This window comes from Kerstersia sp., from assembly GCF_052103615.1.
Classification (GTDB): Bacteria; Pseudomonadota; Gammaproteobacteria; order Burkholderiales; family Burkholderiaceae_B; genus Kerstersia.
Genome location: NZ_JBQEKA010000054.1, coordinates 1 through 20,506, shown reverse-complemented (window position 1 = coordinate 20,506; position 20,506 = coordinate 1). Strand labels below are relative to the sequence as shown.

Sequence of the window (20,506 nt, the reverse complement as noted above, 5' to 3'; positions counted from 1 at the left end):
CTGAGCGTGCCGGCGCGGAGATGGCCGACATGCTCCACCGGGTGGATGGGGCCGCAAGGGGCGGAGTGGTCGAAGGATTTGCCTTGTTCCCAGGGCAGGCCGCGCTTGTTGCATTCCCGCTGGCGGTCGCGGCGCGTCATGTCCAGGCCGGCGGCATAGCCGAATACGCAGTCCAGCGCGGTGTCGGGCGGCAGGTCCTGGGCTTCTTTGCCGATGGCGATCACCAGTTCGAATTCGAATTGAAAATCATCGGTCAGGACGGGATAGGGCACCCGTCCGTCGCGCACGATGGCATCTGCCGGTTTCTGGAAGAAGAAAGGCGGATCACGTTCATCGCCTTCTTTCATTTCGCGGATATGGGCCAGATAGTTGCGGCCGACGCAGTACACACGGCGCACCGGAAAAGGCTGGCGGCTGCCGACGATATCCAGGAAAGTCGGGGCAACCTGCAACGGCGTGCTGGCGGAAAGCGGTGTGGCGCTAGGGGGCATGGACATGGGGGTTAATCTCTCTGGAGCGTTGTGAAAGGAGTGGCTATAGTCTAGAAATACGGTCTTCTCCCTACAACGCACAGGCTTGCTGAAAGCTGTGCAATCCTTGCGATTCAGTTCGCCAAGAGTATGCAACCTGCGTTCCAGCCCTCAGATGCCACGCCCGGCGCAGACGCGACGCGCGCGGGAGTCGGCCGCGCAGCCATCAGTAACTACACGATGGCCACGCGCGCCCAGCACGCCTATTTCGGGATTCACAACCAGAGCAACAGCCTGCCCAACCCGGTGCCGCACCGGCACGAGTATTTCCAGATCTATGTCAGCATCCAGGGGCGCACCACGCATTACATCGGCGGCGAGGAGAGCCCGATCGGGCCGGGCACGGTGAGCTTTGTCCTGCCGTTTCTGGCGCACTACATTCCCAATGCCGCCGACGGGGTTTTCTACATCATCAATATCAGCAAAGAGTTCCTGCTGCCCTCACTGGATCATGATGTGCTGGACCTTTCAGAGGTGCCGCTGGCCCGGGCGCCTGAACTGGCGCCGTTTCGTTTCCAGCATTGCCTGACGTTCCAGTTTGGCCAGGACGAGACGCAGCGCCTGCAGCAGATGTGTGAACGCATGGAGCAGGATGCGCGCAGCCTGCAGGATGAGGAAACCGTCAGCCATTTGCTGATACGCAGCCACCTGCTCAGCCTGTTCGGGCTGGTATGGAAAAAGTATGGGGCCAATTTCCGTGATTGCGATGCGCGCCGCCTGGTGCCGCAGACCTATAAACCCGCCGTGCTGCGTTGCATACGCTATGTGACGCAGAATCTGGCCAGTGAGATGACCTTGAGCGACGCCGCCCAGGCCAGTTGCGTATCGACAACGTACCTGGCCCATTTGCTCAAGAGCGAAACAGGCAAGACGTTTCTGGAGCTGGTCACGGAGCGGCGCATGGATAGGGCCAAAACCCTGCTGGCCTTTACCTCTGAGCCTTCGGTGAAAGTTGCCGAAAATGTCGGCTTTAGTGAACCGGCGCATTTCGCGCGCCGGTTCCGGCAAGTGGTAGGCATGACACCGTCCGCTTACCGCCAGCGCTTCCAGCTGGGCGGACGGCCGCTGCCTGCCGATTAAGACGCTGGCGGCGCGCCGCCGGTATCAATCCTGCTGCGCGGGGGCGCGCAGCACCAGGAGTCCGCCTATGGCCAGCAGAGCCGATACGCCTGCGCCCAGCATGGCCAGATGGAAGCCGCCCGTCATGGCGGCGATGTAGCGCTCCATCAATTGCGCAGCCAGATCAGCCGGAAACTGATGCTGGGTGATGGCCTGGTAAGCCAGCGCAGGGGCATCGGGCAGCCCGGCGTCGGCAGCGCTGGCCGTGAGCTGATGAATGGCGCGGCTGCTCATCAAGGCGCCAAGCAAGGCGATGCCTAATGTCATGCCGGCCTGGCGCAGCGCATTCATGGTCGCCGACACGGAACCAGCCTGCTCCGGGGGCGCCATACCCATGATGACCAGGCTGGTGGCAGGCACCGCCAGACCGGCGCCCGCGCCCAGCACCGCCAGATTGATGCCGATGAAGACATAATCGGTCTGGGCATCGCATAGCATCATGGCAAACATGGCGATGGCGATCAGCGCATAGCCGCTGATCATCAGCGTGCGTACCGGCAGCCACATGCCCAGGCGCCCGAACAGCATGGACAGGCAACCCGTGACGAAGAACTGCGGCATCATGCGCCAGCCGGTTTCCACCGGTGACCAGCCATGGATTTGCTGCAGGTAGATCGAGAAGAAAAAGAGGCTGCTGTAATAGGCGAAACCCAGCATGAACGAGGCATTGTTGGCCAGCACAAAAGCGGGTTGGCGGAACAGCGCCAGGGGCAGCAGCGGGCGCTCGACGCGTCTTTCCACCATGGCGAAGAGCAGCAGGCACACCAGCGCCAGGCCCAGCGTCAGCAAGGTCAAGGGCGTGGCAAACCCGGTTTCACCCGCCTGGATCAGGCCATAGGCCAAGGCGCCGAGGGCCAGAATGCTCAGGGCCTGGCCCCAGGGGTCGCGGGCCGCATGATCGGGAAAGCGGCGCTCGGGGATGCCCCAGGCGCCCAGGGCGATAGCCAGCAGACCCAATGGCAGATTGATCAGGAAAATGCTTTGCCAGCCGAAGCTGTCCAAGAGCAGGCCGCCCAGCAGCGGGCCGAGGATCAAGGCCAGGGCGGAGAAAGCCGACCAGCCGCCGATGGCGCTGGCGCGCGCCTTGGGCTCCGGGAAAATATGCGTGAGGATGGGCAGGGCGCCAGCGATCAGCAGGGCGGCGGACAGGCCCTGGACGGCGCGGCCCGCCAGCAGTATGCCCAGTGTCGGGGCCAGCCCGCACAGCGCCGAACCCGCGGTGAACAGGACGACGCCAGCCAGCCAGGCACGCTTGTGGCCATGACGGTCGGATGCCGGTCCGGCGGATAGCATGAAGGCAGACAGGCAGATGGCATAGGCGTTGACGACCCACTGCAAACCCGCGATATCGGTATCCAGGGCGGTTTGCATGGTAGGCAGGGCGACGTTGACGATGCTGATGTCCAGGGTCGCCAGAAAGGTGCCGAGATAGGCGGCGGCAAGAGCGGCACGGCGGCGTGCGGTATTCATGATGAGGAGTTTCCGTGCGGAAAGATGCGAATGGTTATCTGTATTTGCATCATGCTATCAATCGACTGACCGTCGGTCAATTGTTGATTCGATTTTTTTTCGCTCGCTATGCGAAGATTTCAATTAGACTGCCGCCGTGCCGGGCTGCCGCAAACCGGGGCGGGCCGCAGCCGCCTGTTTCAGTCCTGCGCGCCACTGGCCATCCGGGCCCTATCAGGACCATATCAGGGCCATATCAGGATCATCAGGACGGCCGTGCGTGTTGCGTAACCCCTTAATCATGAGTGCAAAAAGGATGACAGCCAATCGAGTGGAGACCGCCATGGACGCGCCTGCCGCTGCCCGCCCCAAGGCAACGCGCACCAAGCCCGCCGAGGTGAGGCTGGAAGAGTTGATGGCGGCAGCCGAGGCCTTGTTCCTGGAAAAAGGGGTGGAAGCCACCACCGTCAGCGAGATCGTGGAACGGGCGGGTGTCGCCAAGGGAACCTTCTACCACTACTTTTCCGCCAAGCACGAGATGCTGGAGGCGCTGGAGCGCCGCTACACCCAGCAGTTCCTGGCCAGTCTGGAAACGGCAGTCTCGGCCTGTGGCGCGCAGGACTGGCACGGGCGGCTGCGGGCCTGGATCACGGCCAGCGTCGCGGCTTACGCGCAAACCTACCGGACTCACGATATGGTTTATACCAACCACCATCACCTGGATCGTGACAACCCGGCGCGCAATGCCATCCTGGCGCAGTTGCTACGCATCATCGAGGGCGGGGCGCAAGCGGGCGTCTGGGCGGCGCCACGGCCGCGCATGGCCGCGCTGCTGATCTATGCCGGCGTGCATGGCGCGACCGACGATCTGATCGCGTCGCGGGCGGAAGCGGTGGCGCCGTTCGCGCAGGCGCTGGCTGACAATTGCCTGAGGCTGCTGCCGCCGCCGGGCGCGCCTGCGGACGGGGCAGCCTAGGCGCGCGCATGAGCGCGGGGGCGCAAGCAGCGATGGCAACGGATTGGGCCGCCTGTTTTTTAACAGGATTTTCCGGGATATCTGTGTTTCTGCCGCCAACCCGCCCTTACAATCGTTCTTTTGAGCGGAAGATGAAGGCACCTTGCAGTGCGTCTCTCGCTTGGTCTGCGACTGCCATGGAGTGATGGGCGCATGAATGTCATCGAGTACTACGAACATGCTCTGGCCGAGCGCGGCTACCAGCCGGATGCCGCGCAGCGCAAGGCGATAGAACGCCTGCAACGCTATTACGACGACTGGGAAGTCTATCTGAAGCGCGAAAGCGGCCTGTTTGGCCGTCTGTTCCGGCGCCATGAGCCGGCGCCGCGCGGCGTCTATTTCTGGGGTGGCGTGGGGCGCGGCAAAAGCTTTCTGATGGATGCTTTTTTCGAGACGGCGCCAGTCGAGCGCAAAGGCCGCCTGCATTTTCACGAGTTCATGCGCGGCGTGCACAAGGAACTGGAGTCCGTGAAAGGCATGGAGGACCCGCTTGATGAGGTGGCCCGCCGTGTCGCTGAAAAATATCAGCTGATCTGTTTCGACGAATTCCACGTGTCGGATGTGGCCGATGCCATGATTCTGTACCGCTTGCTGCTCAAGCTGTTCGAATATGGCGTGTCGTTCATCATGACCTCCAATTACGAGCCTTCGACCCTCTATCCCGAAGGCCTGCACCGCGACCGCATCCTGCCCGCCATCGCCCTGATCCAGGACCGCATGGATATCATGAATGTGGATACCGGCGTGGATTACCGGCAGCGCGCGCTGGAGCAGGTCGAGTGCTATTACACGCCGCTCGGGCCGCAGGCGGATGCCCATATGGAACGGGCCTTCGCCCATTTCGCCCAGACCCCGAGCCAGGAGCCGCCGGTGCTGGAAGTCGAGCATCGCCAACTGAAGGCGGTGCGCCTGGCCGACGATGTGGTGTGGTTTGATTTCACCACCTTGTGCGATGGCCCGCGTTCCCAGAATGATTACCTGGCCCTGGCGGCGCGTTTCGAGGCCGTGCTGCTGTCGGATGTGCCGCGCATGACGGCGCGGGATGCGTCGGCGGCGCGCCGTTTTACCTGGCTGATAGATGTGCTGTACGACCACAAGGTGAAACTGGTGATGTCGGCGCAATGCGAGGCCGAGCAACTGTATGTCGATGGCCCCATGGCCAACGAATTCCATCGCACGGTGTCGCGCATTGTCGAGATGCAGTCGCGCGAGTATCTGGAAAGCGAACGCCGTATGGTCTCGGCCCTGTAAGGGCCGCGGCGGCAGGCGCGGGCGCCTGCCGCCGGTTGGAAAGCCGCCACGGCCGGGGCATGGCAGGACGGACGGCCTGTGTGAGCGTGAGCAGCCGCGTTACACTGGGAAGCTTAAAAGCTCAAGTTAGGCCGCGCTGCGCAGTTGTCTTTGCGCGGCACGGTTCCGTCCAGCCCAGTTTTTTCCCGATACCATGACTACGCGTGTACTGACAGGCATTACCACCACCGGCATTCCCCATCTGGGTAATTACGCGGGCGCTATCCGCCCGGCAATCAACGCCAGCACGGAGCCGGATGTCGATGCCTATTTTTTCCTGGCCGACTTCCATGCGCTGATCAAGTGCGATGACCCGGAGCGCATTGCGCGCTCGCGTCTGGAAATTGCGGCCACCTGGCTGGCGGCCGGTCTGGATACCGAGCGTGTCACCTTCTATCGCCAATCCGACATTCCGGAAATTCCGGAGCTGTCCTGGCTGCTGACCTGCGTGACCTCCAAGGGCCTGATGAATCGCGCGCATGCCTATAAGGCGGCGGTTGACCAGAACCTGGCGCGTGAAGCAGAAGCCGATGATGGCATCACCATGGGCCTGTTTTCCTATCCGGTGCTGATGGCGGCCGATATCCTGATGTTCAATGCCCACCGCGTGCCGGTGGGGCGCGATCAGATCCAGCACCTGGAAATGGCGCGGGATATTGCCCAGCGCTTCAATCACCTGTATGGCCGGGGCAAGGAGTTGTTCGTGCTGCCCGCCGTCGAGATTGCAGAGGAAGTGGCGACCTTGCCCGGCCTGGATGGCCGCAAGATGTCCAAGAGCTACGACAACACGATTCCGCTGTTTGCTGGCGGGGCGCGCGCCCTGCAGGATGCGGTGATGCGTATCGTCACGGATTCGCGTGAACCGGGGGAGCCCAAAGACCCTGACGCCTCGCACCTGTTCACGCTCTACCGCGCTTTCGCCAGCGCGGAGGACAGCGCCGTGTTCCGTCAGAAATTGCTGGACGGCATGGGCTGGGGCGATGCCAAAAAAGCCTTCCTGGCGCTGCTGGAGCAGATGCTGGCGCCCATGCGCGAGCGCTATGAGACGCTGATTGCCCGTCCCGATGATATCGAAGATATTTTGCTGGCCGGGGCGCGCAAGGCCCGTCAGGAGTCGGCTCCGGCGCTGGAGACGCTGCGCGCGGCGGTTGGCCTGCGCAGCCTGAAGACGGCAGTTGCCCAGCAGGCCAATGCAGAGGAAAGCGCAGTGGCGCCCAAGCCGCCGCGTTTTGTCAGTTTCCGCGATCCAGACGGGGCGTTCCGCTTCCGCCTGCTGAGCGGCAATGGCGAGGAATTGCTGCTGTCGCGTGTTTTCGCCAATCCCAAGGATATCGGCGCGGTTACGCGCCGCCTGGTGGCCGAGCCGGACAATGTGTCCATCGCCTTTGTCGATGGCGCTTGGGTGGTATCGCTGGATGGCGCAGCGCTGGCAGCTGGCGGCCAGGATGTGGCAGGCTTTGATGAGCGCCTGCGCTGGGAGCTGGAAGTCCTGAAACAGGCCTGATGGCAGACCACCCTGGCTATCCAGGCGTCTGCCCGGGCATGAGTCTTCCCGCCAATGCATCACTGGAAAATCCTCATGATTGTTTCTGAGCACCGGCGCGCTGGCTCGCGCCAGCCCGCTTTGCGGCAGGCTGCCGCGGCAGCGCTGGCCATGCTGGCCTGCCTGTCTGGGACAGCTGCACTGGCGGCTGCGCCCAAGGTTCAGCCTGTGATCCAGACGCCGCCGGCAAGCGTGATCGCCGAGATGGCATCCGCGCCTGCCCTGCATGGGCTGGCCCTGGCGAATCTCATTGCCAGCAATTGCGCCATCAGCGGCCTGGAGGCTGGCGATGCGGCCCTGATTGCTGGCACAGCCCAAATGGTGGCCCAGCATCTGGGCGTAGGCGAACCCGAGTATTTTTCCGTTTATATCGACGGCGCGCTGCGTGAGCTAGGCGCCGCCGGGGCTTGCGATACCCATGCGGCCAGCACCCTGAGCCTGGTCTCGCACCTGAAGGCGCAGGGCGGCGCAGTCCTCAATCGGGCCGAGCTCGACTAAGACAGGCCAATGTGCCTAGGGGAAGGGGCTAAGGGGCCTGCGCTGCTGCGCAGGCCCTTTTGCCGCGCATGGGGTCAGGACGCGGCGGCGGGGTTGGCGCTGGCTGCTGGCGCGGTTGGCACCGGTTCATTGCTGCCATCTCCGCCCAGCACTTTGAAGAGCGTGATGCGGTTGCTGGCTTCTTCCAGCCGCAGGCTGATGAGGCTTTGGCGCGCGGCATATAGGCTGCGCTGCGCAGTCAGGGTTTCCAGATAGCTGTCCACGCCGTTGCGGTAGCGCGCATCGGCCAGGTCATAGCTGCGCTGGGTCGCGGCAAGCAGCGCCTGCTGGGCATCGAGGCGCTCTGCAATCCGCGCGCGCACCGCCAGCGCATCCGCCGTTTCCTTGAAGGCTGTCTGGATGGCGCGCTCGTATTGGGCGACATTGATGTCGCGGCTCAGGGTGGCGACATCCAGCTCTGCGCGCAAGGCGCCAGCATTGAAGATGGGCAGCGTGATGCTGGGCACGAATGACCAGATGCGGTGGCCGCCGCCATCGAACAGGTCAGACAGGCCCTGGCTGCCTATCCCGGCACCGGCAGTCAGGGATATCCGGGGGAAAAAGGCGGCGCGGGCGGCGCCTATGTTCGCATTCGCGGCCAGCAACGCATGTTCGGCGGCCTGGACATCCGGGCGCAGCAGCAGCACGCTGGAGGGCAGCCCGGCCGGCAGTTCGCTCAGGACGACGGACGCCTGCATGGCATCCAGCCCGGCGTCCGGCAGCAAATTCGCGGGCACAGCGGTGCCGGCCAGCAGGTCGAGCGCATTGCGGGCCTGGGCCAGATTCGTTTCGTAGGCAGCCGCATCCACCCTGGCGCTCTCCACGCTGGCCTGGACCGAGGCCAGATCGACACCGGAGGCCACGCCTTCGTCGTGCATGGCGCGGGTCAATGCCAGGGTGCGCTGCTGGCTGGCCAGGGTATCCCGGGCCACGGCCAGCCGTTGCTGGCTGGCGGCGATTTCCAGCCAGGCGCTGGCCGTTTCCGCCAACAGACTGAGTTGCGTGCTGCGCTGGGTCTCTTCTGTTGCCAGATAGGTTTCCAGCGCTTGCTGGTTGAGGCTGCGCAGCCGCCCGAAAAGATCCAATTCCCAGCTGCTCAGGCCTGCCTGCAGCGAGCTGCTGCGGTTGACCTGGGTCGTGTCTTCGCCGATGACGGAACGCGAGGCACTGTGCTGGCCGTTGAGGTTGACCGAGGGCCAGTTGTCCGCCCGCTGGATGCGGTATTGCGCGCGTGCCTTGTCGATATTGAGCAGGGCCACGCGCAGGTCGCGGTTGTTGGCAAGCGCAAGCGCCAAGACGTCGCGCAGCTGCGGATCGACGAACACGGCGCGCCAGGCGGGCGGGACATAAGCGGCCGCCGCCGTGTCAGGGCTGGCGCCATCCAGGCTGGCGGGGATGGGCAGCGGCGGGCGTTCGTAGTCGGGCGCCAGCGTGGTGCAGCCGCCCAGGGCCAGCGCCAGAGCGGCCAGCCCCAGACGGCGCAGAGGAGGAGGGAACAGAGACATCAGCTTGGATCCTCGTCATGGCGCGTGACACGCTTGCGCCCAGGCAACAGACGGCGCACGATGACATAGAACAGCGGTACGAAGAAAATACCCAGCAGGGTGGAAATCAGTGTGCCGCCGAAAACCCCCGTGCCCAGCGAGTGCCGCCCGCCAGCGCCAGCGCCGGCGCTGATCACGAGCGGGAACACGCCCAGCAGGAAGGCCAGGGAGGTCATGATGATGGGCCGCAAACGCATGCGCGCCGCATGCAAGGTGGCGTCAATCAGGCTCATGCCGCGGTTTTCGAGGTCGCGGGCGAACTCCACGATCAGAATGCCGTTCTTGGCGGCCAGGCCCACGGTGGCGAGCAGGCCAACCTGGAAGTAAACGTCATTGGCCAGGCCGCGCGAGTAGGTCAGCAGCAGCGCGCCGACGATCCCGATGGGCACGGCCAGCATGACCGAGAACGGGATGGACCAGCTTTCATAGAGCGCCGCCAGGCACAGGAACACGAATAGCAGGGAGACGGCATAGAGCAGCGGCGCCTGCGCGCCGGAAATCTGTTCCTGGTAGGACAGCCCCGACCAGGCGTAGCCGACGCCTGCGGGAAGCTGGGACACCAGGCTGGCGATTTCGCTCATGGCGGTGCCGGAACTGACGCCGGGCGCGGGTTCGCCCGTGATTTCCAATGCTGCCGAGCCGTTGAAGCGCGAGAGCGCGGCGGGCGCCTGGCTCCAGTCACTGGTGGAAAAGGCCGCAAAAGAGACCATTTCCCCATTGCTGTTGCGCACCCACCAGCGGTTGATGTCCTGGGGCAGCATGCGCGCTTCTGCCTGGCCTTGCACATAGACTTTCTTGATGCGTCCGCGATTGATGAAGTCGTTGACGTAAGAGCCGCCCATGGCGATGGAAAGCGTGTTGTTGATATCGCCCAGCGAGACATCCAGCGCGGCAGCACGCGCATCGTCGATCTGGATATCGAAGGACGGCGAATCTTCCTGTCCGCCATAACGGACGTTGATGAGATTGGGGTTGTCGGCAGCCAGGCGCAGCAATTCGTCTTTGGCTTGCACCAGCGCATCGTGCCCGACCCCGCCCAGATCCTGCAATTGCAGCGTGAAGCCGGTGCTGCGGCCCATGCCGGGGATGCCGGAGGGCGCCATGGCGAAAATCTGGGCGTCCTTGACCTTGGCCATTTCGGCGGAAATGCGCCGGCCGATTTCCTGGGCATTGGCCGTGCGCTCGGCCCAGTCCTTGAGCTTCACGAAGGCCATGCCGACGTTCTGGCCGTTGCCGCTGAAGCTGAAGCCGGAAATGGCCATGACGGACTGGATTTCGGGCTGGCTCAGGGCATAGTCGGTCAGTTCGCCCATGGTGGCTACCGTGACTTCCTGCGTGGTGCCAGCGTTCAGTTTGACCTGCACCATCAGGATGCCCTGATCCTCTTCCGGCAGGAAGGAGGTAGGCAGGCGCCAGAACAGCAGGGCCATGACGGAGAGCAGCAGGACATAGACGAAGAGCGACGCCAGTCTATGCGTGACCACCCGGCGCACCCCATGCTGGTAGCGGGTGGCACTGCGGTCGAAGGCCCGGTTGAACCAGGAGAAAAAACGTCCCAGCGGACCGCGCTGGCTGCCGTGGCTGCCCGCCGTCAGGGGCTTGAGGAAGCTGGCGCACAGCGCTGGCGTCAGCGTCATGGCGACCAGCACCGAAAGAATCATGGAGGCGGCGATGGTGACCGAGAACTGCCGGTAAATCATGCCGGTGGCGCCGCCAAAGAAGGCCATGGGAAGAAACACGGCAGTCAGGACCAGCGCGATGCCGACCAGGGCGCCTGTGATCTGGCCCATGGACTTGCGTGTGGCTTCGCGCGGCGACAGGCCTTCGGCGACCATCACGCGCTCGACGTTTTCCACCACCACAATGGCGTCATCCACCAGCAGGCCGATAGCCAGCACCATGCCGAACATGCTCAGCGTGTTGATGGAATAGCCCAGCGCCGCCAGGACGCCAAAGGTGCCCAGCAGCACGATGGGCACCGCGATCGCCGGGATCAGTGTGGCGCGCCAGTTCTGCAGGAACAGGTACATGATGAGCACCACCAGGACGATGGCCTCGATCAAGGTTTTGACGACTTCCTTGATGGAAATCTGCACGAACGGCGTGGTGTCGTAGGCGACCTGATACGTCAGGCCTGGCGGAAAGAACTCCGCCAGCTGCGCGAGCTTTTCCTTGACGGCATGCGACACGTCCAGGGCATTGGCGTCGCTGGCCAGTTCTATGCCCAGGCCCGCCGAAACCTTGCCATTGAATTGGCTGCTGATGGCGTAACTTTCGCTGCCCAGTTCGACGGTGGCGACATCGGAGAGATAGACCGCGCTGCCATTGGGCGCCGCCTTGAGGATGATGCGCTCGAACTGTTCGGGGGTTTGCAGACGGCTGCGCGAACTGATGGTGGCGTTCAGGCGCTGGCCCTGGATGGAAGGCAGGGCGCCCAGCGCGCCCGAGGAAACATCATTGTTCTGCGCCTGGATGGCGTTGGAGACATCCGAGGGCATGAGCTGATAGGTACGCAGCTTGTCCGGATCCAGCCAGATGCGCATGGAGTATTTCGACCCCATGACCTGCACGTTGCCCACGCCGTTGACGCGGCCTATGGGGTCCTGCAGGGTCGCCGCCATATAGTCGGCGATATCGGTGCGGTTCATGCTGTCGTCTTCCGACGTGAACGCCAGCACCATGAAGATATTGCCCGATGACTTGGTGACGGTGACGCCGGTATCCTGCACCGGCTCCGGCAGCATGCGTTCGGCTTGCTTCAGCTTGTTCTGTACCTGCACCTGGGCGGTATCGGGGTCGGTGCCGGATTCGAAGGTCAGGGAAATCTGCGAGGTGCCCGACGAACTGCTGGTCGAGGACATATACATCAGATTGTCCAGCCCGGTCATTTGCTGTTCGATGACCTGCGTGACGGAGTTTTCCACCGTTTCGGCGGAAGCGCCGTTGTAGGTGGCGCGGATGGATACCGATGGGGGCGCGATATCCGGGTACTGTTCCAGCGGCAACAGTTTGATCGACAGCACGCCGGCCAGCATGATGACGATTGCGATGACCCAGGCAAAGATGGGGCGGTCGATGAAAAAACGGGACACGTCGTCAGGCTCCTCGGCGGGTTAGCTGGCAGCAGGAGCGGGCGCCGGGGCCTCTGCCTGAGGGGCGGCGGACACAGCGTTCACGGTCGAGCCCGGTTTGAGCCGGCTGCCGCCGGCGATGACCAGGCGCTCGCCGGCTTGCAGCCCGGAGAGGACGACCCACTGGTCCCCCAGCGCATCGCCCAGCTGAATGACGCGCTGGCTGATCTGCTGGTTGTCATCGACCAGTTGCACCGTGGCTTCGCCGCGGGTGTTGCGGGTAATGGCGCTTTGCGGCACCAGAATGGCATTGTCATTGATGGCCATGGGCAGTTCCGCCCGGACATACATGCCGGGCAGCAGCAGGCCGTCCGGGTTGGGCAGCACGGCGCGCAGCAGCACATCCCCGGTGTCTGTGCCCACCGAGGTGCCGATGAATGCCAGCGCGCCGGTGTGATCGTAGGTGCTGCCATCTTCCAGCAGGACGCGCACATCTATGGCTTCACCCGCTGATTTCAGGTCGCCGCTGCTCATGCGCTTGCGCAAGGAGAGCAATTGGGCGCTGGACAGGGAGACATCCACATAAATCGGATCGAGCTGGCGGATGGTCGTGAGCGGCGCTTCCTGGTTGCTGGTCACGAGCGCGCCGGGGGTGTAGCTGGAAGTGCCCGAGACACCGGAAATCGGCGCCTTGATGCGGGTGTAATCGAGGTTGATGCGGGCTGTCTGCAGCGCGGCTTGCGCGGCCAGAACCGCCGCTTCGTTCTGGCGCAGCGTGGCCTGGGCCTCATCGGCAGCCTGCTGGCTGACGGCATCCAGTTTCAGCAGATTGGCATAGCGCTGGGCCTTGGGCCGGGCCGCGAGCACGGCGGCTTCCGCCTGGGCCAGATTGGCTTTGGCGCTATCCAGGGCGGCCTGATAGCTCGCCGGGTCTATCTGATAGAGCACTTCACCGGCCTTGACCTCATGGCCTTCCGTGAAGAGTCTTTTCTGCAGGATGCCGCCGACCTGAGGGCGCACATCGGAAATCATGTAGGCCACGGTACGGCCGGGCAAACGCTGGTTCAGGGCCAGCGGCTGCACCGTGATCGGCTGCACGATGACTTCGGCGGCCGGCGGGGGCGGCGCGGCGGCTTTGTCATTGGAGCAGGCCGCCAGCGTCAGGGCCAGCAGTACCGGCAGGAGCAGGGGCCGCAGGCCGTGCCGTGCAGAAAAGCGGAAAGAGCCGGAAGACGGGCAAGCGGACATCATGGAAACCTCGGATCGCTGGGAACGTTACTCTAACCCGGGAATGTGTAGGAAATTTGGATCCGGGCTGTCGGGCTTGCGTCGCTTGGGGCGCTGAGGCGCAGAGACAGGGAAACTCCTGATGCCCAGGCGCGCCAGATAGCGCCAGATAGCGCCGGCTGGCACCGGCTGGCACCGGCTGAGGCAGCTCCCCGGTTCTGCCCGGCGCGGGCCGAACCGGGGCCAGCAGGGTCAGCGCTTCAATTTTGCCAGGGCGGCTGCCATGGCGTTATTGAAGGGGGCGGCATCGCCCCTGCCCTTGCCGCCTTGCCCGGCAGCGCCGCTGTTGCTGCGCCGGCCAGCGGGCGCGTCGCCGCCGCGGCGGGCCGCGGGCAGCGCATCGTCATTCAGGCGCATGGTCAGCGCCACGCGTTTGCGCGCCGCGTCCACTTCCAGCACCTTGACGGTGACGGTCTGGCCCACCCGGACGACATCGCGGGGATCCTTCACGAATTTTTCCGACAGGGCGGAAATATGCACCAGACCATCCTGATGGACGCCGATATCCACAAACGCCCCGAAGTTGGCCACGTTGGTAATCACGCCTTCCAGCACCATGCCGGGCAGCAGGTCATTCAGCGTTTCTACGCCTTCCTTGAACTGCGCCGTCTTGAATTCGGGGCGCGGGTCACGGCCGGGCTTTTCCAGTTCGGCGAAAATATCGCGCACCGTCGGCAGACCAAAGCGTTCATCGGTGAATTCGCCGGGCGATAGCCCTTTGAGCGCTTCGCGCTGGCCGATGACCTGACGCACATCCGCTTTGATCTTGTCGAGAATGCGGGCGACGACAGGATAGGCCTCCGGGTGAACGGACGAGGCATCCAGCGGGTTGGCGCCGTTGGGAATACGCAGAAAACCGGCGGCCTGTTCAAAGGCCTTGTCGCCGAAACGGGGCACGTCCTTGAGCTTGCCGCGTTCGGCAAAGGGGCCGTTCTGGTCGCGGTAGGCCACGATGTTGCGGGCGACCAGCGCGCTCAGGCCCGAGACCCGGGTCAGCAGCGCTGCCGATGCCGTGTTGACATCCACCCCCACGGCGTTGACGCAGTCTTCCACGACGGCATCCAGGGAACGGGCCAGCTCCCGCTGGTTGACGTCGTGCTGGTATTGCCCCACGCCTATGGCCTTGGGGTCTATCTTGACCAGCTCCGCCAGCGGGTCCTGCAGGCGGCGGGCGATGGAAGCCGCGCCGCGCAGGCTGACGTCCAGATCCGGGAATTCCAGCGCCGCCAATTCCGAGGCGGAATAGACCGAGGCGCCGGCTTCCGAGACCACCACGCGGGTCAGGCTCATTTCCGGGTGGCGCGCCATCAGGTCGGCCGCAAGCTTTTCCGTCTCGCGGGAGGCCGTGCCGTTGCCGATGGCGATGAGTTCAATACCGTGGCGCGCGGCCAGCGCGGCCAGCGTGCGCAAGGCGCCTTCTTTGTCGCGGCGGGGCTCGAAGGGATAGACCGTGGCGGTTTCCAGCAGTTTGCCGGTGCGGTCTATGGCCGCCACCTTGACGCCGGTGCGTATGCCGGGGTCCAGGCCCAGGACAGCCTTGGGGCCGGCGGGCGCGGCCAGCAGCAAGTCCTTGAGGTTGGCCGCGAAAACGCGGATGGCCTCAGCTTCGGCATCTTCACGCAGGCGTGTCAGCATTTCGCTTTCAAAGGCCGTCAGCAGTTTGACGCGCCAGGTCCAGCGGCAGACTTCGCCGATCCAGCGTTCGCGGGCCGAGGCGTCGGCGGCATACAGCTTGTCGTTCCAGCCGCAGTGATGCGCGATGCGCGACACGCAAGGGTGGGGCAGCAGGGCTTCCTGTTCGGCATCCAGGCCGACGCGCAGATCCAGCACGCCTTGCTGGCGGCCGCGCAGCAAGGCGAGGATGCGGTGCGATGGCAGGCTGCGCAGGGTTTCGTTGAAATCGAACCAGTCGCGGAAGTTGGCGCCTTCGTTTTCCTTGCCTTCGACGACCTTGGCGTAAAGCAGGCCGGTGCGCCAGACGAAATCGCGCAGCCCGGCGAGCAGGTCGGCATCTTCGGCATAGCGTTCAGCCAGGATGTCGCGCGCGCCATCCAGCGCGGCCTTGGCATCGGCGAAGCCGGCTTCGGCATTCAGGTAATTGGCGGCCAGCGCGGCCGGGTCCGCAGCGGCGTCGGCCAGGATGGCATCGACCAGCGCGTCCAGCCCGGCTTCCCGGGCAATTTGCGCGCGCGTGCGGCGCTTGGGCTTGTACGGCGCGTACAGGTCTTCCAGGCGCTGCTTGGTATCGGCCTGCGAGATTTCCTGGTGCAGGGCTTGCGTCAGTTTGCCTTGCTCGTGAATCGAAGCGAGGATGGCGCTGCGGCGGTCTTCAAGCTCGCGCAGGTAGGACAGGCGCACTTCGAGGTTGCGCAGCACGGTGTCATCCAGGCCGCCAGTGACTTCCTTGCGGTAGCGGGCGATGAAGGGAACGGTGGCGCCATCATCGAGCAGGCCGATCGTGGCAGCCACCTGGGCGGCGCGGACGGACAGCTCCGTGGCAAGCTGGGCAATGATGCGCTGCTGGGCCAATTCGGGCGATTCGGCAACGTAAGTGGCGGTCGTGTCAGACATGGAATACCAGGTAATCTACAGGATGAATCAACAGGACAAGTGGCCGATTTTGCCATAAGTGCCTGGGTTGACTGCGCGGCAGGCGCTATGATCTTGCATTGGTTTGCGCTGCGCGCCCAGAATCACGCCGGTTTCCATGACCGGTGCCGGGCGCCAAGGCAGGCAGACAGGCAGGCAGACAGGCGGCCCGGGCTGCGGCGCACATACCGTGGCGCAAACATCGCGGCGCAAACATGGCGGCGCAATTGCAGCGGCAGATCAGGGCCGCAATTCATACGGAAGGTTCATGCTGGAAACACAGGTGGCGGCGCAGTTTGCCGAGGATGGGGCGTTGGCCCGGGTGCCGGGGTTCCGCCCGCGCGCGGCGCAAGTAGAGCTGGCGCGCGCCATTGCCAGGACATTGAGCAGCGGCTCGACACTGGTGGCCGAGGCCGGGACAGGGACGGGCAAGACCTGGGCCTACCTGGTGCCGGCCTTGTTGGCGGGCGGCAAAGTGCTGATTTCTACCGGCACCCGCACCTTGCAGGATCAATTATTCAAACGGGATTTGCCCCGGGTGCGGGCCGCGCTGGCCGTGCCGGCGACGGTCGCGCTTCTGAAAGGCCGTGGCAATTACGTTTGCCATTACCACCTGGCCAATCTCGAACAGGATGACAGGGGCCTGCGCTCGCGCGCGGAAATCAGCCAGTTGCGGCGCATTCGTGTGTTTGCCAATGAAAGCCAGACGGGGGATCGCGCCGACCTGGCGACCGTGCCGGAAACGGCGGATATCTGGCAGCGCGTGACCTCCACCCATGACAATTGCCTGGGGCAGGAGTGCCCGAATGTGCGCGATTGTTTTGTCATCAAGGCGCGCCGGCAAGCGCAGGAAGCCGATATCGTGGTCGTCAATCACGCGCTGTTCATGGCGGATCTGGCCTTGCGCGAAGAAGGCGTGACTGATTTGCTGCCGGAAGCGTCGGCGGTCATTTTCGATGAAGCCCATCAATTGCCGGATACGGCGACGCGTTTTCTGGGGGATAGCCTCTCTACGCACCAGTTGCTGGACTTGGCGCGCCAGGTGCAGGCGGTGGGCCTGGCCCAGGCGCGCGAATCCTGTCATTGGGCCGAGTTGTGCGGGGCGCTGGAAACGGCGGTGCGCGAGTGGCGGCTGAGTTGCGCGCCGCTGGAACAGGTGCCGGGCCGCAAGGCAACACTGGAAAACTTGCTGCGCTTTGGCATAGACGATTTTGGCGCGCGGCTGGAGGCGGTGGGCGCGGCGCTGGAACAAATGGAAGCCGTGCTCAAGGCCTGCGCCGAGCGCCACCCGGACCTTGCCGCGGCGCAGCGCACCGTGCAAGGCATGGCGGCGCGGCTGGCACGCTGGCAGGGCAAGGCGGCGCCAGCGGCGCCTGGCGCGCCAGCCGCGCCGCCGGCAGAGCAGGCGACGGGCGCCGCGGTGCGCTGGGTGGAGCTGGGGGCGCATCATTTGCGTATCCAGCGCGCGCCCTTGTCGGTCAGCGATACCTTCGCGCGTTCCCGGGTGCCGGGGCAGGCGTGGGTCATGACTTCGGCCACGCTGTCGGTGTGGGGGGATTTTGCCCATTTCATCGACCAGCTGGGCCTGTCAGGGGCCGATATCGGCTACTGGGAATCACCGTTTGATTATGCCTCGCAGGGCCTGCTGTTTGTGCCGCGTTCCTTGCCCGAGCCGCAGTCGCCCCGGTTTACCGAAGACTTTGTCGCCATGCTGGCCGATGTGCTGGCCGACAGCGAAGGCGGGGCGCTGGTCTTGTGCACCACGCTGCGGGCTGTCGAGCGTATTGCTCAGGCGCTGGAAGTCATTTACGACGAGCGCGGCTGGGACTGGCCGCTGATGCGCCAGGGGCAGGGCGCGCGCGGTGAATTGCTGGAGCGCTTCCGCAAAGAGCCGCGTGCCGTGCTGGTCGGCAGCGCAACCTTCTGGGAAGGGGTGGACGTTCCTGGCGATGCGCTGCGTCTTGTGGCGATAGATAAACTGCCGTTCGCGCCGCCGGATGACCCGGTGGTCGAAGCCAGAGTGCGGGCCTGCCGCGAGCGCGGCGGCAATCCGTTTGGCGAGTATCAGTTGCCGGAAGCGGCGATTGCGCTCAAACAGGGGGCGGGGCGCCTGATCCGTACCGAGTCGGATTGGGGTGTGCTGATGGTGGCGGATAGCCGCCTGGTGGATAAGCCTTACGGCAAGCGTCTGTGGCGTGGCCTGCCGCCTTTCAAGCGCACGCGCAATGTCGAGGACGTGAAAGCGTTTTTCCGCGAACGCCGCGGCGCCAGCCAGGCGCCGGCAGAGACAGGCGGCGGGCCGTCCGAACCCGGTGCCGCGCCCGCGGTGACGGCGGGCCAGCCGTAAGCCGCAGGCGCCGCTGGCGGCACACTGCTGCTGCGGATGAAGGCGGCGCAGGTGGCGGGCAGCCTGCGTCCTTCAGCCACGGATCAGATCCAGCCGGTAGAACCAGCTGATCAGAACCAACAGATCAGAACCAGCTGATGGGGTTCCACCACGACGGTTTGTTGTCGTAGTCGCTGTTCATGACCAGCGTGGCGTTGGGGAAGTTGGCCAGCAGCACGCGCTGGGTGTCATCGCGCAGATCGTTCTGGCCCAGTTTGTCGTAAGCCAGCACCATGAGCTTGAGCGCTTCTTCCGTTGCGGGCACGCCTTCGAAATCGGTAATCACGGCCTGGGCGCGGTTGATGGCGGCCAGATAGGCGGCGCGTTCGAAGTAATAGCGCGCGACGTGCACTTCGTTCATGGCGATGGTGTTCACCAGCCAGGCCATGCGGTCGCGGGCTTCCTGGGCGTACTTGCTGTCCGGGTAGCGCGTGATGAGTTCATTGAACGCATCGTAAGACTGGCGCAGCCCTTTGGGATCGCGCTCGGACGGATCCTGGCCGGTAAAATTGGCCATGAAGGCACTGGGCGGCGTGAAGCTGATCAGCCCTTTCAGGTACAGCATGTAATCGGTGCCGGGGTGATTGGGGTACTGCTGCTGGAAGCGGTCTATCGTGGCCAGCGCCTGCTCGGGTTCGCTGTCACGCCAGTTGACGTAGGCCAGGTCTATCATGGCCTGCTGGGCATAGACGCCGAAGGGGTAGCGGCTTTCCAGCGAGACGAGACGGTTGCGGGCAGCGCTCCAGTTGCCCGACTCGACTTCCGCCTTGGCATCCTGGTAAAGCTGTTCCGCCGTCCAGCTGGCAGTAATGTCGCGTTCGCGGCCGGCAGTGCCGCAAGCGGACAGCAGCACGGCCGAGCCCAGAACGACGGGCAGCAGCACGGAGCGGCTGAACGAACCGCGGCGGCGGAAGGAAATGGCAATCTGGCTGAGCACGGAATATATCCTTGGTGTTAGCATTCCGGGCTGATTATATGATCGACACCATGCCTGAACGTACTGATAGCCCGGTTTCTTTGTCAGATGATGACGCTTTGGAGTTGGTTGTGCCGGAATCGTTCCGTGCCGACCGGCTCGACAAGGTGCTTGCGGCGCTGATCGAAGGGCATTCGCGGGCGCGCCTGCAAGCCTGGATCGAGGCTGGCGCCGTGCGCATCAATGACGGGGCCGCGCCGGCCAAGGTGCGCAGCACGGTTTACCCTGGCGATATCCTGACGGTGGTGCCGCAGCCGGCCCCTGAAGACCGCGCGTTCGAAGCGGAGGATGTTGCTTTCGAGGTGATTGCCGACAGCCCGGACTGGATCGTCGTCAACAAGCCTGCCGGGCTCGTCACTCACCCTGGCGCCGGCAATTGGCATGGCACCTTGCTCAATGGCCTGTTGTTCCGCTACCCCGAGCTGGCAGGCGTGGCGCGTGCCGGTATTGTGCACAGGCTGGACAAAGACACATCCGGTTTGCTGGTGGTGGCGCGCAATGAATTGGCGCAGACCCATTTGGTGCGGCAGCTGCAGGCGCGTACCATGGGGCGGGAATACATGGCACTGGCGCATGGCTGGGTGGCACGGGACGGGACGGTGGAACGGGCAATTGGCCGCGATAGGCGAGTGCCGGTGCGCATGGCAGTGGAGAATCCTGTCGCGCCCAAGCCCGCGGTGACGCACTATGCCGTCTTGGCGCGGGGCAAAGTGGATGGCGCCCCGGTGACCGAAGCGGTCTGCCGCCTGGAAACCGGCAGGACGCACCAGATACGGGTACACCTGGCCAGTTTGGGGCATCCCTTGCTGGCCGATGAAATCTATGGCGGCCGTCAAATAGGAGGCGCGCAGCGGCAGATGCTGCATGCGCGGGCATTGCTTTTCGACGACCCGGCAGGGCATGGCCCTTGCCAATGGCAAGCGCCGGTGCCTGCCGATATGCAGCAAGTCAGGGAGACAATCGAATGGGACGAGTAGATCGGGCGGGCCTGCCGGTGGTGTCAGCGCCGGATTGGCTGGGCGCCGCGGCCTTTACGACAACGCGTCAGGGCGGCAGCAGTCTGGCGCCTTTCGACAGCTTGAATCTGGGCCGCTCGGCAGGCGATGACGCCCAGGCCGTCATGCGCAACCGCAACCGCCTGGCCGCAGCGCTGCCGGGGGCGCCAGTCTG

15 protein-coding genes are annotated in these 20,506 nt (G+C 64.4%); 8 read left to right on the top strand and 7 right to left on the bottom strand.

The genetic code is table 11. The annotated features are described in order from the left end of the window. On the bottom strand, positions 1-497 hold a 497-nt coding region (locus tag ACTJGZ_RS11400), incomplete at its 3' end, for a fumarylacetoacetate hydrolase family protein (protein WP_441663042.1). Positions 498-620: 123 nt separating this feature from the next. Between ACTJGZ_RS11400 and ACTJGZ_RS11395 the strand changes: the two genes are divergently transcribed. Next, a complete protein-coding gene (locus ACTJGZ_RS11395; protein ID WP_441663041.1) occupies positions 621-1,610 on the top strand; it encodes an AraC family transcriptional regulator in 990 nt (329 codons plus the stop codon). 24 nt (positions 1,611-1,634) lie between these two features. Here ACTJGZ_RS11395 and ACTJGZ_RS11390 read toward each other — a convergent pair whose 3' ends face one another. Continuing rightward, the gene (locus tag ACTJGZ_RS11390) at positions 1,635-3,119 is read right to left on the bottom strand and encodes an MFS transporter (protein WP_441663040.1); all 1,485 of its coding nucleotides are present in this window, start codon (positions 3,117-3,119) and stop codon (positions 1,635-1,637) included. Positions 3,120-3,414: 295 nt separating this feature from the next. On the opposite strand from ACTJGZ_RS11390, the gene ACTJGZ_RS11385 reads away from it, so the two are divergent. From ACTJGZ_RS11385 to ACTJGZ_RS11370, 4 genes are all read left to right on the top strand, one after another. Next, positions 3,415-4,074: a TetR/AcrR family transcriptional regulator gene (locus tag ACTJGZ_RS11385; protein WP_441663039.1), complete on the top strand. Its 660-nt coding sequence runs from the start codon at positions 3,415-3,417 to the stop codon at positions 4,072-4,074. Positions 4,075-4,266: 192 nt separating this feature from the next. Further along, entirely contained in the window at positions 4,267-5,364 is a 1,098-nt protein-coding gene (gene zapE / locus ACTJGZ_RS11380) for a cell division protein ZapE (RefSeq protein ID WP_441663038.1), read from the top strand. 193 nt (positions 5,365-5,557) lie between these two features. After that, positions 5,558-6,907 (top strand): tryptophan--tRNA ligase, encoded by a 1,350-nt coding sequence (locus ACTJGZ_RS11375; RefSeq protein WP_441663037.1) that lies wholly within the window; start codon positions 5,558-5,560, stop codon positions 6,905-6,907. A 75-nt stretch (positions 6,908-6,982) separates the two neighbouring features. Next, entirely contained in the window at positions 6,983-7,444 is a 462-nt protein-coding gene (locus ACTJGZ_RS11370) for a hypothetical protein (RefSeq protein ID WP_441663036.1), read from the top strand. A gap of 74 nt (positions 7,445-7,518) precedes the next feature. On the opposite strand, the gene ACTJGZ_RS11365 is transcribed toward ACTJGZ_RS11370, so the two are convergent. The 4 genes from ACTJGZ_RS11365 to ACTJGZ_RS11350 all read right to left on the bottom strand — a co-directional run bounded on the left by ACTJGZ_RS11365 (position 7,519) and on the right by ACTJGZ_RS11350 (position 15,956). After that, on the bottom strand, positions 7,519-8,988 hold the full coding sequence (locus ACTJGZ_RS11365) for an efflux transporter outer membrane subunit (RefSeq protein WP_441663035.1): 1,470 nt from the start codon (positions 8,986-8,988) through the stop codon (positions 7,519-7,521). After that, on the bottom strand, positions 8,988-12,119 hold the full coding sequence (locus ACTJGZ_RS11360; RefSeq protein WP_441663034.1) for an efflux RND transporter permease subunit: 3,132 nt from the start codon (positions 12,117-12,119) through the stop codon (positions 8,988-8,990). Before ACTJGZ_RS11360 ends, ACTJGZ_RS11365 begins: the two co-directional genes overlap by 1 nt. Positions 12,120-12,140: 21 nt before the next feature. After that, positions 12,141-13,349, bottom strand: a complete 1,209-nt coding sequence (locus ACTJGZ_RS11355; protein WP_441663033.1) for an efflux RND transporter periplasmic adaptor subunit — start codon at positions 13,347-13,349, stop codon at positions 12,141-12,143. Between the two features lie 228 nt (positions 13,350-13,577). Further along, entirely contained in the window at positions 13,578-15,956 is a 2,379-nt protein-coding gene (locus ACTJGZ_RS11350) for a Tex family protein (protein WP_441663032.1), read from the bottom strand. 286 nt (positions 15,957-16,242) lie between these two features. On the opposite strand from ACTJGZ_RS11350, the gene ACTJGZ_RS11345 reads away from it, so the two are divergent. Next, complete coding sequence (locus ACTJGZ_RS11345; RefSeq protein ID WP_441663031.1) at positions 16,243-18,321, top strand: ATP-dependent DNA helicase; 2,079 nt, start codon at positions 16,243-16,245, stop codon at positions 18,319-18,321. A gap of 124 nt (positions 18,322-18,445) precedes the next feature. Here ACTJGZ_RS11345 and ACTJGZ_RS11340 read toward each other — a convergent pair whose 3' ends face one another. Continuing rightward, a complete protein-coding gene (locus ACTJGZ_RS11340; protein ID WP_441663043.1) occupies positions 18,446-19,225 on the bottom strand; it encodes an outer membrane protein assembly factor BamD in 780 nt (259 codons plus the stop codon). A gap of 122 nt (positions 19,226-19,347) precedes the next feature. On the opposite strand from ACTJGZ_RS11340, the gene ACTJGZ_RS11335 reads away from it, so the two are divergent. Together ACTJGZ_RS11335 and ACTJGZ_RS11330 are read left to right on the top strand one after the other, a co-directional pair. Then, positions 19,348-20,313, top strand: coding sequence for an RluA family pseudouridine synthase (locus ACTJGZ_RS11335; RefSeq protein ID WP_441663030.1), 966 nt, complete (start codon positions 19,348-19,350; stop codon positions 20,311-20,313). Then, positions 20,301-20,506 (top strand): laccase domain-containing protein (locus ACTJGZ_RS11330; RefSeq protein WP_441663029.1); only part of this gene is annotated, 206 nt, incomplete at its 3' end. The genes ACTJGZ_RS11335 and ACTJGZ_RS11330, both read left to right, overlap by 13 nt.

Coding starts and splice junctions, on each gene's coding strand:
- ACTJGZ_RS11395 (WP_441663041.1), top strand. CDS start 621: ATGCAACCTGCGTTCCAGCCCTCAGATGCCACGCCCGGCGCAGACGCG.
- ACTJGZ_RS11390 (WP_441663040.1), bottom strand. CDS start 3,119: ATGAATACCGCACGCCGCCGTGCCGCTCTTGCCGCCGCCTATCTCGGC.
- ACTJGZ_RS11385 (WP_441663039.1), top strand. CDS start 3,415: ATGACAGCCAATCGAGTGGAGACCGCCATGGACGCGCCTGCCGCTGCC.
- zapE (WP_441663038.1), top strand. CDS start 4,267: ATGAATGTCATCGAGTACTACGAACATGCTCTGGCCGAGCGCGGCTAC.
- ACTJGZ_RS11375 (WP_441663037.1), top strand. CDS start 5,558: ATGACTACGCGTGTACTGACAGGCATTACCACCACCGGCATTCCCCAT.
- ACTJGZ_RS11370 (WP_441663036.1), top strand. CDS start 6,983: ATGATTGTTTCTGAGCACCGGCGCGCTGGCTCGCGCCAGCCCGCTTTG.
- ACTJGZ_RS11365 (WP_441663035.1), bottom strand. CDS start 8,988: ATGTCTCTGTTCCCTCCTCCTCTGCGCCGTCTGGGGCTGGCCGCTCTG.
- ACTJGZ_RS11355 (WP_441663033.1), bottom strand. CDS start 13,349: ATGATGTCCGCTTGCCCGTCTTCCGGCTCTTTCCGCTTTTCTGCACGG.
- ACTJGZ_RS11350 (WP_441663032.1), bottom strand. CDS start 15,956: ATGTCTGACACGACCGCCACTTACGTTGCCGAATCGCCCGAATTGGCC.
- ACTJGZ_RS11345 (WP_441663031.1), top strand. CDS start 16,243: ATGCTGGAAACACAGGTGGCGGCGCAGTTTGCCGAGGATGGGGCGTTG.
- ACTJGZ_RS11335 (WP_441663030.1), top strand. CDS start 19,348: ATGCCTGAACGTACTGATAGCCCGGTTTCTTTGTCAGATGATGACGCT.